At 72.3% G+C, this 15,644-nt stretch carries 17 protein-coding genes; 9 read left to right on the forward strand and 8 right to left on the reverse strand.

What is annotated here, in order from left to right; translation table 11 throughout:
* Positions 1–51 precede the first annotated feature (51 nt).
* The 3 genes from efeU to efeB are packed head-to-tail and all read left to right on the forward strand — an operon-like array spanning position 52 to position 3,382.
* Positions 52–930 carry an iron uptake transporter permease EfeU gene (gene efeU / locus LQ940_RS06440; protein WP_231241873.1) on the forward strand — a complete coding sequence of 293 codons (879 nt, stop codon included), beginning with the start codon at positions 52–54 and terminating at the stop codon, positions 928–930.
* Positions 927–2,111: an iron uptake system protein EfeO gene (efeO, locus tag LQ940_RS06445; RefSeq protein ID WP_231241872.1), complete on the forward strand. Its 1,185-nt coding sequence runs from the start codon at positions 927–929 to the stop codon at positions 2,109–2,111. The genes efeU and efeO overlap by 4 nt, the downstream gene beginning before the upstream one ends.
* Before the next feature lie 2 nt (positions 2,112–2,113).
* A complete protein-coding gene (efeB, locus tag LQ940_RS06450; protein WP_231241871.1) occupies positions 2,114–3,382 on the forward strand; it encodes an iron uptake transporter deferrochelatase/peroxidase subunit in 1,269 nt (422 codons plus the stop codon).
* Positions 3,383–3,416: 34 nt separating this feature from the next.
* On the opposite strand, the gene LQ940_RS06455 is transcribed toward efeB, so the two are convergent.
* Together LQ940_RS06455 and LQ940_RS06460 are read right to left on the reverse strand one after the other, a co-directional pair.
* Positions 3,417–3,896 (reverse strand): VOC family protein, encoded by a 480-nt coding sequence (locus LQ940_RS06455; RefSeq protein WP_231241870.1) that lies wholly within the window; start codon positions 3,894–3,896, stop codon positions 3,417–3,419.
* A gap of 126 nt (positions 3,897–4,022) precedes the next feature.
* Positions 4,023–4,826 carry a DinB family protein gene (locus LQ940_RS06460; protein ID WP_231241869.1) on the reverse strand — a complete coding sequence of 268 codons (804 nt, stop codon included), beginning with the start codon at positions 4,824–4,826 and terminating at the stop codon, positions 4,023–4,025.
* A gap of 154 nt (positions 4,827–4,980) precedes the next feature.
* Between LQ940_RS06460 and LQ940_RS06465 the strand changes: the two genes are divergently transcribed.
* The 6 genes from LQ940_RS06465 (at position 4,981) to LQ940_RS06490 (ending at position 10,500) form a co-directional block, all read left to right on the forward strand.
* A complete protein-coding gene (locus tag LQ940_RS06465) occupies positions 4,981–6,345 on the forward strand; it encodes an HNH endonuclease signature motif containing protein (protein WP_231365078.1) in 1,365 nt (454 codons plus the stop codon).
* Positions 6,346–6,463: 118 nt separating this feature from the next.
* The gene (locus tag LQ940_RS06470; RefSeq protein WP_231365079.1) at positions 6,464–6,784 is read left to right on the forward strand and encodes a hypothetical protein; all 321 of its coding nucleotides are present in this window, start codon (positions 6,464–6,466) and stop codon (positions 6,782–6,784) included.
* Positions 6,785–6,895: 111 nt separating this feature from the next.
* Positions 6,896–7,072, forward strand: a complete 177-nt coding sequence (locus LQ940_RS21735; RefSeq protein ID WP_269215184.1) for a hypothetical protein — start codon at positions 6,896–6,898, stop codon at positions 7,070–7,072.
* Between the two features lie 293 nt (positions 7,073–7,365).
* The gene (locus LQ940_RS06480; protein WP_231245223.1) at positions 7,366–8,790 is read left to right on the forward strand and encodes a hypothetical protein; all 1,425 of its coding nucleotides are present in this window, start codon (positions 7,366–7,368) and stop codon (positions 8,788–8,790) included.
* 409 nt (positions 8,791–9,199) lie between these two features.
* Complete coding sequence (locus LQ940_RS06485) at positions 9,200–9,763, forward strand: hypothetical protein (protein ID WP_231245222.1); 564 nt, start codon at positions 9,200–9,202, stop codon at positions 9,761–9,763.
* Entirely contained in the window at positions 9,760–10,500 is a 741-nt protein-coding gene (locus LQ940_RS06490; RefSeq protein WP_231245221.1) for a glycosyltransferase family 2 protein, read from the forward strand. Before LQ940_RS06485 ends, LQ940_RS06490 begins: the two co-directional genes overlap by 4 nt.
* Here the strand turns inward: LQ940_RS06490 and LQ940_RS06495 are convergent.
* The 6 genes from LQ940_RS06495 to LQ940_RS06520 are packed head-to-tail and all read right to left on the reverse strand — an operon-like array spanning position 10,490 to position 15,506.
* Positions 10,490–11,389, reverse strand: coding sequence for a prenyltransferase (locus LQ940_RS06495; RefSeq protein WP_231245220.1), 900 nt, complete (start codon positions 11,387–11,389; stop codon positions 10,490–10,492). The genes LQ940_RS06490 and LQ940_RS06495 overlap by 11 nt on opposite strands.
* On the reverse strand, positions 11,386–11,691 hold the full coding sequence (locus LQ940_RS06500) for a lycopene cyclase domain-containing protein (protein WP_231245219.1): 306 nt from the start codon (positions 11,689–11,691) through the stop codon (positions 11,386–11,388). The genes LQ940_RS06495 and LQ940_RS06500 overlap by 4 nt, the downstream gene beginning before the upstream one ends.
* Entirely contained in the window at positions 11,688–12,020 is a 333-nt protein-coding gene (locus tag LQ940_RS06505) for a lycopene cyclase domain-containing protein (protein WP_231245218.1), read from the reverse strand. Before LQ940_RS06505 ends, LQ940_RS06500 begins: the two co-directional genes overlap by 4 nt.
* Entirely contained in the window at positions 12,017–13,585 is a 1,569-nt protein-coding gene (crtI, locus tag LQ940_RS06510; RefSeq protein WP_231245217.1) for a phytoene desaturase family protein, read from the reverse strand. The genes LQ940_RS06505 and crtI overlap by 4 nt, the downstream gene beginning before the upstream one ends.
* Positions 13,582–14,472 carry a phytoene/squalene synthase family protein gene (locus tag LQ940_RS06515; protein ID WP_231245216.1) on the reverse strand — a complete coding sequence of 297 codons (891 nt, stop codon included), beginning with the start codon at positions 14,470–14,472 and terminating at the stop codon, positions 13,582–13,584. The genes crtI and LQ940_RS06515 overlap by 4 nt, the downstream gene beginning before the upstream one ends.
* Complete coding sequence (locus LQ940_RS06520; RefSeq protein ID WP_231245215.1) at positions 14,472–15,506, reverse strand: polyprenyl synthetase family protein; 1,035 nt, start codon at positions 15,504–15,506, stop codon at positions 14,472–14,474. The genes LQ940_RS06515 and LQ940_RS06520 overlap by 1 nt, the downstream gene beginning before the upstream one ends.
* Positions 15,507–15,644: the final 138 nt, after the last annotated feature.

Raw genomic sequence — 15,644 nt, forward strand, 5'->3', positions numbered from 1 at the left:
CTCCGATGAAAGGTTAGGCAGGCCTAAGGATGCGGCGTAGGCTGCAATCTTGTGCTTGCCAACTACCTGATCGGCCTCCGCGAGGGGCTGGAGGCCGCGCTCGTGGTCTCGATCCTCGTGGCCTATCTGGTCAAGACCGAGCGCCGGCACCTGCTGCCGCGGATCTGGCTCGGCGTCGCGGTCGCGATCGCGCTCAGCGTCGCCGTGACCCTCGGGCTGGGCCTGCAGTCGCGCAAGTTCACCTTCGAGACCCAGGAGCTCATCGGCGGCACCCTGTCCCTGGTCGCGGTCGCGTTCGTGACCTGGATGATCTTCTGGATGGCCGGCGCGGCGCGCACCATCGGCAGCGAGCTGCGCGGGCGCATCGACGTCGCGGCCGACGGTCGCGCGTGGTCGCTGGTCGTCGTGGCGTTCCTCGCCGTCGGCCGCGAGGGGCTCGAGACCGCGCTGATCCTGTGGACCAACACCCAGGCCGCCATCGGCCGGGACCTGGCGCCCACCGCCCAGCAGACCGCCGAGCCGCTCATCGCGGCGCTGGCCGGCATCCTCACCGCCGTCGTCCTCGGCTACCTCATCTACCGCGGCGCCATCTCGATCAACCTCACCCGCTTCTTCACCTGGACCGGCGCGTTCCTGATCGTCGTCGCGGCCGGCGTCCTGGCCTACGGCGTGCACGACCTGCAGGAGGCGGGCTTCCTGCCGGGCCTGCACACCCTCGCCTTCGACGTCAGCCACATCATCGCGCCCGGCTCCTGGTACGGCACCCTGCTCAAGGGCGTCTTCAACTTCTCGCCCGCCACGACGGTGCTCGAGGCGATCGCCTGGGTGGCCTACGTCGTGCCCGTCTCCTACCTGTTCTTCCGCATGACGCGGCGCCGTACGGCCGCCTCGTCCCGGCCCACCTCCGTCCCCGAAGGAAGCAACCTGTGAAGTCTCTGACCTGGCTGGCCGCCGGCCTGCTCGTCGCCGCGCCCGTCCTCGCCGCCTGTGGCACCGAGAGCACCGAGCCGTCGGGCGGCGGGGGCGGCGCCGGCGGTGACGCCCGCGCGCTGGCGGTCGACTCCACCGACGAGGAGTGCACGGTCTCCGCCACCGAGGCGCCTGCCGGCACGCTCACCTTCGACGTGACCAACAACGGCTCGCAGGTCACCGAGTTCTACCTGCTCGCAGAGGACGGTCTGCGGATCGTCGCCGAGGTCGAGAACATCGGGCCCAGCATCACCCGGCCGCTGACCGCCAAGGTCCCGGCCGGCTCCTACGTCACCGCGTGCAAGCCCGGGATGGCCGGCGACGGGATCCGCGCCGACTTCACCGTCACGGAGTCCGACGAGGACGTCGAGGTGAGCGAGGACGAGGAGGCCCTGGTCACGGCCGCCCAGGACAACTACGCCGCCTACGTGCAGGACCAGTCCGACCAGCTGCTCGTGAAGACCCGCGAGTTCGTCGCGCTCTACCAGGCCGGCGACAAGGACGACGAGGCCCGCGCCCTGTACGCCGACGCCCGCACCCACTGGGAGCGCATCGAGACCGTGGCCGAGTCGTTCGGCGACCTCGACCCGAAGATGGACGCCCGCGAGGCCGACCTCGAGCCCGGCCAGAAGTGGACCGGCTGGCACCTCATCGAGAAGGACCTGTGGCCGGCGCGTGCGGGCAAGTACCAGGCACTGACCGCCAAGGAGCGCGCCTTCTACGCCGACGACCTGCTCGCCAACACCGAGACGCTCGACGGGCGCATCCAGGAGCTCACCTTCACGGTCGACCAGATCGCCAACGGCTCGCGCGGCCTGCTCGAGGAGGTCGCGACCGGCAAGGTCACCGGCGAGGAGGAGTACTGGTCGCGGACCGACCTGTGGGACTTCCAGGCCAACGTCGACGGCGCCAAGGTCGGCTTCGACGGGGTCAAGCCGCTGCTGGAGCAGAAGGACCCCGAGCTCGCGACCCAGCTCGAGAGCCGCTTCGCCGAGCTGCAGACCCTGCTCGACGCGCAGCGGACCGAGGACGGCTTCCGCTACTACGACGAGCTGTCGGCCGAGGAGATCAAGGCGTTCTCGGACGCGGTCAACGCCCTGTCCGAGCCGCTCTCGCGCCTGACGGCCGCGGTCCTGGGCTGACCATGGCGCCCCAGGTCTCCCGACGCGGGCTCCTCGGTGGCGGCGTGGCCGCCGCCGGGGTCGCCGGCGCCTTCGCGACCGGTCGGGCGACGGCCGACCCGGAGGCGGTGCTGCAGCACGCCTCGGCCCGCTCCGCGTCGTACGACTTCCGCGGCGCGCACCAGGCCGGCATCGTCACGCCGGCCCAGGACCGGCTGCACTTCGCGGCCCTCGACGTCACCAGCGACTCGCGCGAGGACCTGATCGACCTGCTCCAGCGGTGGACCGCCGCGGCGGAGCGGATGACGAAGGGCGAGGCCGCCGGGGAGATCGGGCCCGTCGAGGGGTCCCTCGACCTGCCGCCCGACGACACCGGCGAGGCCATCGGGCTGCCGGCCAGCGGGCTGACCATCACCTTCGGCTTCGGCCCCGGGCTGTTCCGCGACGCCGAGGGCCGCGACCGCTTCGGCCTGGCGGACCGGCAGCCCGAGGCGCTGCGGACGCTGCCGCACTTCCCGGCCGACAACCTCGACCCCGCCCGCTCCTACGGCGACCTGTGCATCCAGGCCTGCGCCGACGACCCGCAGGTCGCCGTCCACGCGGTGCGCAACCTGGTGCGGCTCGGCTTCGGGACCGTCTCGGTGCGCTGGTCGCAGCTCGGCTTCGGCCGCACGTCGTCGACGTCGACGACCCAGGAGACCCCCCGCAACCTGTTCGGCTTCAAGGACGGCACCGCCAACGTGAAGGCCGAGGAGGAGGCCGCCCTCGGCGAGCACGTCTGGGTCGGCGCGGACGACGACCCGCGCGGCGGCTGGCTGGCCGGCGGCTCCTACCTGGTCGCCCGCCGGATCAACATGACCATCGAGGTCTGGGACCGCCAGCCGCTCGGCGAGCAGGAGCGCTTCGTCGGCCGCACCAAGGGCACCGGCGCGCCGCTGTCGGGAGGCGAGGAGTTCAGCGAGCCCGACTTCGAGATGCCCGGCCGGGGCGGTCCGATCATCCCCGCCGACGCGCACGTGCGCCTGGTCCACCCCGACCGGCACGGCGGCGCCCGGATGCTGCGCCGCGGCTACAACTTCGTCGACGGCAGCGACGCCCTCGGCGGCCTGAACGCCGGGCTGTTCTTCATCGCCTACGTGCGCGACCCGCGCACCGGCTTCATCCCCGTCCAGAACGCCATGGCCAAGAGCGACGCGCTCATGGAGTACCTCAAGACCACCGGCTCCGCACTGTTCGCCGTGCCGCCCGGTGTGCAGCCGGGGGAGTGGGTCGGTCAGTCGCTGTTCGCCTGACTCGAGACTCGGGGACAGACCGGTGCCTCGGCGGTCAGTCTCCGTCGTAGGCCTTCTGCATGGAGGCGATGTCGATCTTGACCATCTGGAGCATCGCCTGGGTGGCGCGGATGTTGGCCTCGGTGGTCAGGTCGCCGCAGAGCTCCTCAAGTTGTGTGGGCACGATCTGCCACGACACCCCGAACTTGTCCTTGCACCAGCCGCACGCCTGCTCCTGGCCGCCGTCGGCGGTGAGCAGGTCCCAGAAATGGTCGACTTCCGCCTGGGTGTCGACGTTGAGGTAGATGGAGAAGGCCTCGTCCAGGGTGAACTCGGCTCCGGCGTTGATCGCGGTGACCGGCATCCCGGCCACGGTGAAGTCGACGATGAACTCGCCCGGCGTCGTCTGCGGCAGTCCTTCGGGTGCGACGACGACGTTGGTGACCTTGGAGTCGGGGATGTGCTGCTCGTAGAAGCGGGCGGCGTCGCCCGCCTTGCCGTTGCTGAACCACAGGTGGGCTCGTGCGGTGACCATGACGACCTCCTCGGGGCGAGCCTCCGGGCGAGGCCGCTGTCGAGTCAGACTCAGGACCGTCCCGGGATTCATCGTCCTGGTGCGCGATCCCCGCGCTGAGGAGTACCTCGGACAGGCGCCTGTCGCCTACGTCCGGGTCTCGAGGATCGCGAGGTCGCGCTCGGCGTAGAGCCGGTGCTCCCACTCCTCGTTGAGGATGGTGCGCAGGCACTGCGCGACCGGGAAGCTCTCCGGCGGCGGCCAGCCCGGGCCGTCGATCGGCTCGGTGTCGCCGTCGAGCGTCTCCTGAGTCAGCTCGTCGAGGTAGCGGCGTACGGCGTCGCGGCGGCTCTCGCGCAGCTCGAGCACCTCCTCGAGGGAGGGTCGAGCGGCGCGGTCGCGGGGGATGCCCGGGGTGTCGGGCATCTGGTCCCATGGCAGCTCGAGCGGGTGCCACGGGGAGGGGTCGCCCAGGATGGCGCGGCTCAGCCACGCGTCCGTGGCGAAGGCGAGGTGGCGCAGGGTCTCGATGAACGACCACTCGCCGTCGACGGACTCGTGCAGCACGGCCGGGTCGAGGCGCCGGGCCCGCTCGACGGTGCCGGCCCAGAGCTCCTCGAGCAGGTCCCAGGCAGCCCGGAAGCCGTCGGGGTCCGTCGGCCGCATCGCCGCCCGGCCGGGATGGCGCCGGTCGAGCTCCTCCTGCACGAAGGAGGCGACGTCGATGCCGTTGACGGTCAGCTTCACCACCTCCCCGACGATGTCGAGGTCGACGATCTCGACGCCGTGCATGCGCACGCCGACCAGGTCGGTGCCGCGGATGGTCATGTCGTACATCTCGGAGTCGATGAGCTCGACGTGCTCGAGGTGGACGCGCTCGAAGCGCGTGTTGCTCAGGTCGACCCGGGTGAGGCGCGAGCCGCTCAGGTCCTCGTCGGTGAAGTCAGCCATGGCCCGACGCTAGACCCGCCCCCCGACACCGTCACCCCCCGTTGACCGAGCAGCGACGAGCGCCAGCGAGGAGCGCCCGTCGAGATCCGGTGACCCGACCAGGAACCCCACACAAAGCCTTGCGCCTCGAACGTCTGTTCGGTTAGTATAGACCATGTCCATCGCGCACCTCGACGACCACCGGCCCAGCGCCGATGGGCCAGGCGCGCCCGAGGACCTGATCGCCGCAGTCCGCCAGGCGCGGACCCGCGCCGACGCCGCCGAGGCCGACCTGCTGCGACTCGGCCTGGCCTGGGCCCACACCCACCTCGAGGACCCCGCCGACGACACCTGGCACGCCGCCCGCAGCCGCGGCGCCTACCACGACGGCGCGCCGCACGTCGAGGACCTGACCGACCCCGGGGTGCTGGAGTGGTTCGGGCTCCCGCGCCTGGCCTGGGACGCGCCGGCCGCGTTCGCGGTGGCCAACCAGATGACCACCACCGCCGGCAAGGCCTACCTGCGCGACGCCCTGACCCTGGCCCACCGCCTGCCCCGCGTCCACGCCCGCGTGCTGGCCGGCCAGGTCCCGGTCTGGCGGGCGCGCCGGATCGCGCAGGCCGTGCTCGGCAAGCCCGCCGACGTGGCCGCCTACGTCGACCTCGAGGTCGCCGAGCGCGCCCACCAGGTCGGCGCCACCACCCTGGACCAGGTCCTGGACGAGGCGATGCTGCGGCTCTACCCCGAGCAGCGCGAGGCCGAGCAGCTCGAGGCCCTCGACCACCGCCACGCCACCGTGCACGAGGGCTCGCTCAACCACACCGGCGTCGCCGAGATGACCCTGCGCGCCGACTGGTCCGACCTCACCGACTTCGACCGCGCCCTGTCCCTGGTCGCGGCCGCGCTGCTGCGTGACGGCTGCACCGAGTCCTTCGACGTACGCCGCGCGATGGCGATCGGCATCCTCGCCGACCCCGCCCGAGCCCTCGCGCTCATCAACGGCGACCAGGCCCCCGTGCCGACCAAGGGCATCGTGGCCTACCTCCACCTGAGCGGCGACGCGCCCCTGGGCTGCGACCCCGTCGCCACCGACGAGACCGGGCGGACCTGGCTGGTCGACACCGTGCGCGAGTGGCTCGCCCGCAACGACCGCTTCGTCACCGTCCGCCCCGTCATCGACCTCAACGACCACTGCGACGGCACCCGCCACCGCCCCGGCGAGACCGACCCGTACGTCCCCTCCCCGCTGATCGCCGAGAAGGTCCGCCTGCGCGATCCGACCTGCGTCTTCCCCTGGTGCACCCGACCTGCCCGCTCCTGCGACCTCGACCACATCACCCCCTACGACCACGGCGGGCCGACCTGCGAGTGCAACCTCGCCGCCCTGTGCCGACATCACCACCGCCTCAAGACCCACGCCGGCTGGACCTACCGACCACTCGCCCCCGGCACCTACCTCTGGCACGACCCCCACGGCCAGAGCTTCCTCACCACACCCCAGGGCACCACCGACCTCACCTACGCTGCCGATACCGGCTGACCGGCGGATAGCATCGCCGCGTGCCAGTGCCGCGCTGGACCTGTCCTATTGCGCGCTGCTGCTCTTCGGCGCCTGGGCCGCCCAGCTCGACCTCTACCTGCGCGTCGGGTGGCTCGACGTGGTCGTCCACGCCGCCGCGACCGGCCTCATCGCCGCCATGGCCTACCTCGCCCTCGTGCGGCTCGGCGCCCTGAGCCTGGCGCGCGACCCGGCCACCCCGCGCTGGCGGCTCGGCCGGGCCGTCGTCACACTGGCCCTCGGCACGTCGCTGGCCGTGGTCTGGGAGATGTGCGAGTGGTTCGGGCACACCCAGATCGACGACCGGATCCAGGTCGGCTACACCGACACCATGGGCGACCTGGTCGCCGGCGGGGTCGGCTCTGCAGTGGCCGCGGTCCTCCTGGCCCGCGGGCTGCTGCTCGCGGATGCGCGCCGATGAGCACCCCGACCGTCTCGGTCGTCATCCCGGTGCGCGACGACGCCGAGGCGCTGCGCGCGTGCCTACGGGCTCCTCGCCCTCCAGACCACGCCCCCGCTCGAGGTGGTCGTCGTGGACAACGGATCGAGCGACGAGTCGGCCGCGGTCGCCCGTGCCGGCGACGCGCCCCTGGGCCGCGACCCCGTCGCCACCGACGAGACCGGGCGCACCTGGCTGGTCGACACCGTGCGCGAGTGGCTCGCCCGCGACGACCGCTTCGTCACCGTCCGCCCCGTCATCGACCTCTGACGACCACTGCGACGGCACCCGCCACTCGGGAAAGTCCACCGGCCCCGCCTCCTACGCGCCGCCACCACTGATCGCGGAGAAGGTCCGCCTGCGCGACCGGACCCTGCGTCTTCCCGAGGTTCACCCGCCCGGCCCGGTCCTGCGACCTCGACCACATCACGCCTTACGACCGTGGCGGGCGGCGTGCGAATGCAACCTGACAAGTTCTTAGACACACCACTGCGGGGTGTCGGTGCTCGCCGTCTCGGGCCGAGCTTGAGAGGGTGTCTCTCGCACCTACAAGGGAGGGCAACGTGGCCGTGCGGATTCCGACCCGCTTCGAGCATCTGCGGGGTGACCCCACGCCGCTGATCGTCGGAGTCGAGCAGGATCTCGCCGCGTTCGAACGGCTCCGCCGGGCGGCAGAGACACAGCAAGGCGGTGTCCTCGGGCTCATGTCGGCTCCATCGGGTACCGGCAAGACCACGGCGGTGTACTCGCTGGCGTCGATCCTGTCGGATCGCTACACCGGTGTGTTCGTCGTTCCGTCAACCGTGCCCATTCGAGAGCTACCTAACTGGCTCGAAGACAATCTCCCGGAGCCAGATGGGCGGACAATCCCCGTCCTGATCGACAATCGCGAGGCTTCGGACGATGACGTCGGCCTCAAACAGCTCATGTCTAGCTTGAACGGGCTTCTGCGGCGGCGCGCAGACCTGATGGCGCTGTGGCCGACAACCGATGATGACTGGCGTGCGAGCCTTACTAATGCGGCCCGGCAAGTTGGAGGCGATTCCATCGTGCCGCGTGCAGGCGATCTCGAAATCGCGGGACCAAGCAAGGATGACTGGTCGACAGTCCTTGAGCGACTATTGATTCAGCTCGATCAAGCCCGCGAAGATCTTGCAATCGACGATGCCGCCATCGGTGTCGCCGTCGCCGACGCTGACCACGTTGGCGCATTCCTTGAGAAGATCCGCGACGTTGTTGCGGAGCGTGTGGACGATGTCCAGCTCAACAAGTCGTTGCCGAAGGTCCTCTTCGTAGTGTCGTCAGACAGCGCAGTTGTCGGCGAGGCAAACCGGTTACGGCGAGCAGGCACACTCAGGGTTCGAGGCGAGGAGCTGCTCTCCTACTCCAGACGTTCTGGCTCTGGGCTGTACTGGCAAGCGCGTCTGGACAATCCCCAGCACCACCTGGCGTACATCATCTCTCTCTTCGAAGCGCGGGTCGCGACCATGACACCCAGCTCCGTGAGTTACGCGGCGCTTCACTACGGTGACGAGGGTCTGCAGCAACTGGTGAGGGATGCAGGGCTGGGGCGGAGCCCCGCGAACGCGCGGACGACGTTCATGAACACGGACTTCTACAAGTTGCTCACGGGCACGACCAGCTACGAACTCACGTCAACGACAAAGGGCAAGACGGCCGATACGACACAAGCCGCCTATGCAGCCGTGCAGGGAGCATCGTCCAAACGACACAAGGCGATCAACCAGTCGATCTGCGCCCTGGCTGAGTCGGTGGTCCCCGAGTTCGCGGCAGGGGCGGGCAAGTTCGAAGTAGATCTTGGGGAGGCGCGCGCGTTCGCTGACGCAGTCATCCCGCTCGGCGTTGAGGACCTTCACCTTGAGTTCCATCATCTGAGCGCTGCCCATTGCAAGGCCTCGTCAATGGCCTCCTACATCATGGACAAGCTCAAGGTCTACGCGCAGCAATACAACCTGATCCCCCGGTAGGAAGCGCGCGGGGCTCGGGTCGCCGCTTGCCGGAGTAGGCCGACAGGTCGTTGTCGAGTTACTCCCCACCGATCTGCCAACCGAGCTGGGCGGCGAGCTTGCGGCAGTCCTCGACTTGGCGCGCCACACCTGCGCCTGCACCTTCGGCGTCGTTCGAGATCCGGGCGTAGAGCGCCACGCGAGTGGGTGAGTTGGGAGGTCACGTCAGCGATGCGCGAAGTAACCTCGCCGCCCTGTGCCGACATCACCACCGCCTCAAGACCCACGCCGGCTGGACCTACCGACCACTCGCCCCCGGCACCTACCTCTGGCACGACCCCCACGGCCAGAGACTCCTCACCACCCCCCAGGGCACCACCGACCTCACTACGCTGCCGGGTACCGGCTGACCGGCGGATAGCATCGCCGCGTGCCGGTGCCGCGCTTCGTCCTGGGCGACGTCCTGCGGTGGGCGGCCCTTGTCAGCGTCGTGGTGGCGCTGCCGCCGTGGGGGTGGGTGGGCGGCGCGCTCTTCTTCCTGGTGCTGGGCGGCTGCGTCATCCCCCGCGCGCTGGAGGCGCCGGCGGCGCTGGACCTGTCCTACTGCGCGCTGCTGCTCTTCGGCGCCTGGGCCGCCCAGCTCGACCTCTACCTGCGCGTCGGGTGGCTCGACGTGGTCGTCCACGCCGCCGCGACCGGCCTCATCGCCGCCATGGCCTACCTCGCCCTCGTGCGGCTCGGCGCCCTGAGCCTGGCGCGCGACCCGGCCACCCCGCGCTGGCGGCTCGGCCGGGCCGTCGTCACACTGGCCCTCGGCACGTCGCTGGCCGTGGTCTGGGAGATGTGCGAGTGGTTCGGGCACACGCAGATCGACGACCGGATCCAGGTCGGCTACACCGACACCATGGGCGACCTGGTCGCCGGCGGGGTCGGCTCCGCGGTGGCCGCGGTCCTCCTGGCCCGCGGGCTGCTGCTCGCGGGTGCGCGCCGATGAGCACGCCGACCGTCTCGGTCGTCATCCCGGTGCGCGACGACGCCGAGGCGCTGCGCGCGTGCCTGCGGCTCCTCGCGGTCCAGACCACGCCCCCGCTCGAGGTGGTCGTCGTGGACAACGGATCGAGCGACGAGTCGGCCGCGGTCGCCCGCGCCGGCGGGGCTCGCGTGGTCGCGGAGCCGGCGGTGGGCATCCCGAGCGCGGCCGCCACCGGGTACGACGCGGCGCGCGGCGAGGTCATCGCCCGCTGCGACGCCGACAGCCGGCCGGGCCCCGAGTGGGTCGCCAGGATCGCCGACGCCTTCGCCTCTCGCCCGGACCTCGACGCGGTGACGGGCTGGGGGTGGTTCCACGACCTGCCGCGCGGGCTGCGGTGGCCGGCCGCGGCGGCGTACCTCGGCACCTACTACGCCACCACGCACCTGGCCCTGGGTCACACCTCGCTGTGGGGCTCCAGCATGGCGCTGCGCCGCTCGGCCTGGCAGGCGGTGCGCGGGGAGGTCCATCGCGACGACCCCGAGCTTCACGACGACCTGGATCTCGCCTTCGTCCTCGGCCCCTCGCGGGTGGTGCGACTCGACCCGCGGCTGCTGGTCGGCGTGTCGGCGCGGTCGCTGCGCGGAGCCGAGCAGCGCCGCCGGCGCCTGGACCGCGCGTGGCGCACCCTGCGCGTCAACTGGGCCGTGCAGCCGCCCTGGCTGCGCTGGCAGGAGCGGTGGCGCCGAGTCACCAGGTGAGCCAGATGAGCAGCTGGGTGAGGAGGAACCCGGTCACGTAGTTGAGCCACAGGAAGCGCCGCCAGCCGCCGTGGGCGCGCTCGCAGTCGTCGTCGCGCACCGACAGGTAGGCCGCGACGTTGGCGGCGTAGGGCAACACCAGCAGCGCGCTCAGCGCCGCCGGCCAGCCGGTGGTCGCCAGCAGCAGCCCGGCCGCGACGTACGACGCCAGGGCCAGCCGCACGGTGCCCGCAGCGCCCAGCCAGGTGCCGACCGAGGCGATGCCGGCCTCGCGGTCGGCCCGGATGTCCTGCACCGCCCCGAACGCGTGCGAGGCGACGCCCCACAGGAAGAAGCCGGCGAGCGCCGCGAGGGCCTCGCGGGTCAGGGACCCGCCCGCGAGCGCGAGGCCGAAGCAGGCCGGACTGACGAAGTGGGTGCTGGAGGTCAGCGAGTCGAGGAAGGGGCGCTCCTTGAAGCGCAGCCACGGGGCGGAGTAGGCCACGACGGCGAACACCGACACCGCGAGCACCGCCGTCGAGGCGGTGTCGCCGAGCACGACGAGCGCCACGACGAACGGCAGGTTGAGGATCCCCGCGGCCCAGAGCGTCAGCCGGTGCACCCGCCGGTCGAGGACGATGCCCTCGACCCCGCCCTTGCGCGGGTTGCGCACGTCGGACTCGTAGTCGAAGACGTCGTTCACGCCGTACATCAGCAGGTTGTAGGGCACCAGGAACCACAGCACGCCGAGCACCAGCCGGAGGTCGACGCCGCCGCCGGCGAGCAGGTAGGCGGCGCCGAACGGGTAGGCGGTGTTGACCCAGCTCAGGGGTCGCGACGTGCCCACGAGCTGCGCCAGCCGCGACGGCGCCGTGGTCGGCCCCGTGGTCGGCCCGGTGGCGGCGGTCATCGGTCCCGCCCGCCGAGCAGGAGCCACACCGAGGGCAGCAGAGCGACCGCGGCGAGCGGCCACGCGAGGTCCTCGACGGGCGCCAGGATCAGCCGCACGCCGACGAGCGCGCCGTCGCCGTAGCGGAACAGGTCCGCGGCGATCATCAGGCTGTCGAACACCACCGTGAGCACGCCCATGGCGAGCACGGTCAGGCCGGTGGTCGCCCACCACCGGCGCGAGGGACGGCGCAGGACCACCGCCGTGGCCAGCACCGCGGCGGCCAGCGCCAGGAACCACACGGCGACGTCGAGATACGTCACGAGACCGACCCCTCCCGCCGACGGGAGAGCAGGCGCGCGGCCAGGCCGTGCAGGACCATCGTGGTGTAGCAGAGGAAGCCGATGAAGAAGAGCTCCTCCACGGGCAGCTCGTCGGCCACCTCGATGCCGGTCATGGCGGGGGAGTCGCCGCGGCGGTAGATCGCCTGGTCGAGCGCGGCGAGGTCCCAGACCAGGAAGAAGGCGAAGCCCACCGCGAGCACCGCGAGCGCCCGCAGCGGCCGGGCGAACAGGAACAGCCGCCAGCGCCGGTCGACCAGGCCGAGGCAGAGCGCCGAGACCAGGATGCTGGCCAGGTAGGCGAACCTCATCGCTGCGCCGAGGGGGCCGAGGGGCCGGTCGAGCGGTCGCCGCGCAGGCGCTTGAGCACCAGCTCGGCGCTGATCAGGCACATGGGCAGGCCGATCCCGGGGATCGTGCTGTAGCCGGCGTACAGGAGGCCGTCGACCTTGCGGGAGGCGTTGCGGGCGCGGAAGAACGCGCTCTGGGTCAGCACGTGCCCCGGCCCGAGCGCGCCGCCGCGCCAGGAGTGCAGGTCGTCGGCGAAGTCGGCGGGGCCGACGGTGTGGCGGACCCGCACCCGAGCCGCAAGGTCCGCGATGCCGGCCCAGTCGGCCACCTGGGCGATCGCGGCATCCGTCGCCTTCTCCACCGCGGGGTCGCCGGCGCCGTCGCGGCCCCCGTGCCCGATCCCGACGTCGGCGGGCACCGGCACGAGGAGGAAGAGGTTCTCCATGCCCGGGGGAGCGACCGTGTGGTCGGTCGCCGAGGGGCGGCACACGTAGACCGAGGCGGGGTCCGGGACCCGGGTGGGCCGCTCGAAGATCGCGTCGAAGTTGTCCTTCCAGTCCGCGGTGAAGAACAGCGAGTGGTGGGCCAGCTCCGGGAGGGTGCCGTCGACGCCGAGGAACGCCAGCACCGCGCCCGGACCCGAGACCTGCTTGTCCCACCACGACTGCGGGTAGGTCTGGAGCTCGGGTGCCACCAGGGCGGTCTCGACGTGGTGCAGGTCGGCCGCGCCGACGACCACGTCGGCCTCGAGGGCGGCGGGCCGGCCGTCGGCGTCGACGTAGTCCACGCCCGTGACGCGAGCGCGGCGCCCTCCGGGCCGCGTGCGTACGGCGGTCGCCTCGCAGCCCGTGTGCAGCCGGGCGCCGTGCTCGCGAGCGAGCCCCGCGACGGCCTCGATGAGCCGCGAGAAGCCGCCGCGGGGGTAGAGCACCCCGTCGTCGCCCAGGTCCATCCAGCTCATCAGGTGGTACATGCTCGGCGCCCGGTCCGGCGACGTGCCGAGGAACACCGCGGGGTAGCCCAGGACCTGGCGCAGCCGCCGGTCGCGGAAGGAGCGCGCGACGCGGGACTCCAGCGACCGCGTCAGCAGCGAGGTGAGCTCGCCGCCACGGCGCAGGACGTCGGCCTTGAGCAGCGATCGCGGCGACTCGAAGCTGGTGTAGAGGAAGCGGCTCACGCTGAGCTCGTAGACCCGCCGGGCCGAGTCCAGGTAGGCCTCCAGCCGGCGCCCGGCGCCCGGCTCGAGCTCCTCGAACAGCGCGACGTTGGCCGCGCGGCCCGCCCGCACGTCGACCGGCTCGTCGAGCCCCTCGTAGAAGACCCGGTAGCCCGGGTCGAGCCGCTCCAGGTCGAGCTGCTCGGCGGTCGTGGTGCCGAGCATGGCGAAGAAGTGGTCGAAGACCTCCGGCATCAGCCACCACGACGGCCCGGTGTCGAACCGGAAGCCGTCCACCTCCAGCGACCCGGCGCGTCCGCCCAGCTCGTCGCGCCGCTCCAGGACATCGACGCTCCAGCCGTCGCGGGCCAGCAGGGCCGCGGTCGCCAGACCGGTGATCCCGCCGCCGACCACCACTGCGCGGCTCACCGCTCCGGCCTCAGCAGGCTGGTCACCAGGAGCCGGGCCTTCACCGGGTCGGGCACCCGCACCCGCATGCGCCCCAGCCGCTCCGGCGGGGTCGCGCGCACGCGTCGGGAGAGCTCGCCGAACAGCGCGTGCGCGACCCGCACGGCGCGCCGGCTGCTGGGCGGGAGCAGCACGAGGGACCGCGCGCCCGACGCGAGGTCGGCGTCGATGTCGTCGAGGAGTGCGTCCCGCGTGGCGACGTCCAGCCGGGTGGGGTCCACGTCCGGGAAGTACGAGCGCCCCAGGGCCTCGTAGTCGGCGCCCAGGTCCCGCAGGAAATTCAGCTTCTGGAAGGCCGCGCCCAGGCGGCGGGCCCCGGCCGCGAGGTCGTCGTACGACGCGCCGGCGCCGGGCTCGGCGGCCAGGAAGGCGCGCAGGCACATCAGCCCCACGACCTCGGCCGAGCCGTGGACGTAGCGCTCGAAGCTGGCCCGGTCGTGCTCGACCGGGGTGAGGTCGGCACGCATGGAGGCGAAGAACGGGTCGAGCAGGCCCTGCTCGATCCCCGTCTCTCGTGCGGTGCGGGCGAACGCGTGGACGACCAGGTTGCCCGAGTGGCCGGTGCCCAGGGCGCGACGGGTCTCGCGCTCCAGCTCGGTCAGCGTCGCCTCCTGCGCCTCGGTGCTGCCATCGGGACGCGGGGCGTCGACGATCTCGTCGGCGACCCGGACCAGCGCGTAGACGTTGCGCACGTGGCGGCGTACCGGCGGCTCCAGCAGGCGGCTGGCCAGGCCGAACGACGTCGAGTAGCGCTTGATCACCAGGGCCGCGCTGGCGTCCGCCACCTCGTCGTAGGTCCGGTGCGCGCTGAGGGGGCCGGCGTTCGCCCCCGGCGGCAGCCGGAACATCACGCGGCTCCCGCCGCGCGGTCGGAGGCGACCGCGCCGACGATGTGGACCAGGTCCGTCGGCAGCCCCAGGACTTCGGACTGCTCGGCCGCCTCGCGCAGGTGCCTGCGCGCCAGCTCCTCGACGAACGCGTGGGACCCGCCCTCCTCCAGGGCGTTGCGTACGCGGGCGGCGTCGGCCGGGTCCAGGTCGGCGCGGCCCAGGTACGGCGACACGCGGCCCCAGGTCGAGCTGGACTGCGCGTGCACCATGAGCGGGGTCCGCTTGCCCTCGCGAAGGTCTCCCAACGGGGCCTTGCCGGTGCCCTCGGGGTCGCCGAACACGCCCTCGAGGTCGTCGAGCAGCTGGTAGGCGACGCCCAGCAGCCGGCCGACCCGGCCCACCCCGTCGACCACGGCCGACTCGGCGCCCGCCAGCACGGCGCCGGCCTGCATCGGCAGCTCGAAGGAGTAGGCGGCCGTCTTCTGCGCCTCCATCGCGAGCACCTCGGCGAGCGTGGGCTCCGCGACCCCCAGGCTCAGCCGCACGTCGGCCAGCTCGCCGGTGGCCGAGACCCGCAGCGCGGTGTCGAAGAGGTCGAGCAGGCTCGCCCGGGTCCCGGCGTCCACGTCGCACAGGGTGACCGCGCGCAGCGCGTGGCTCAGGGCCAGGTCGCCGACGAGCACCGAGGCCGCGCGCGCGTAGCTCTCGGCACCCTGGGGCGTCGCGCCGTCGGCGAGCGCCTCCGCGCGGAAGCGGCCGGGGGTGCTGGGACGCCCGCGGCGCAGGTCGTCGCCGTCGATCACGTCGTCGTGCACCAGGAAGGCGGTGTGCAGCAGCTCCACCGCGGCGCCGACCTCGGCCACGGCCGTCCGGGCGGTGCCGCCGAGGGCGTCGTGGACCGCGGCGACCAGCCGCGGGCGGAACCGCTTGCCGCCGCTCAGCGCGTCCCGCAGCGCCTCGTCCAGGGCCCGGCGGTCCGGCCCGGCGTTCGGTGGGAGGGGGCCCACCGCGGCGTCGAGGGCTCCCTGCAGGTCGCTCGGTGCCGCTGTCACGACTGCCCGGCTCGCGGGGAGCGCCGCGTCCTGCAGATGGGCACTGACGCTCTCCGTCCGACGGCGGCGGGCCTGGCGCCCCTGACTTAGGCCCGGTACCCACTTGCCCCGGGACGGAGTCGCGGGCCGGTGTCGATC

Origin of the sequence: Nocardioides sp. cx-173 (assembly GCF_021117365.1) — a bacterium.
In the GTDB taxonomy this organism is placed as follows: Bacteria; Actinomycetota; Actinomycetes; order Propionibacteriales; family Nocardioidaceae; genus Nocardioides.

Coding starts and splice junctions, on each gene's coding strand:
- efeB (WP_231241871.1), top strand. CDS start 2,114: ATGGCGCCCCAGGTCTCCCGACGCGGGCTCCTCGGTGGCGGCGTGGCC.
- LQ940_RS06490 (WP_231245221.1), top strand. CDS start 9,760: ATGAGCACGCCGACCGTCTCGGTCGTCATCCCGGTGCGCGACGACGCC.
- LQ940_RS06465 (WP_231365078.1), top strand. CDS start 4,981: ATGTCCATCGCGCACCTCGACGACCACCGGCCCAGCGCCGATGGGCCA.
- LQ940_RS06495 (WP_231245220.1), bottom strand. CDS start 11,389: ATGACCGCCGCCACCGGGCCGACCACGGGGCCGACCACGGCGCCGTCG.
- LQ940_RS06515 (WP_231245216.1), bottom strand. CDS start 14,472: ATGTTCCGGCTGCCGCCGGGGGCGAACGCCGGCCCCCTCAGCGCGCAC.
- LQ940_RS06455 (WP_231241870.1), bottom strand. CDS start 3,896: ATGGTCACCGCACGAGCCCACCTGTGGTTCAGCAACGGCAAGGCGGGC.
- LQ940_RS06505 (WP_231245218.1), bottom strand. CDS start 12,020: ATGAGGTTCGCCTACCTGGCCAGCATCCTGGTCTCGGCGCTCTGCCTC.
- LQ940_RS06460 (WP_231241869.1), bottom strand. CDS start 4,826: ATGGCTGACTTCACCGACGAGGACCTGAGCGGCTCGCGCCTCACCCGG.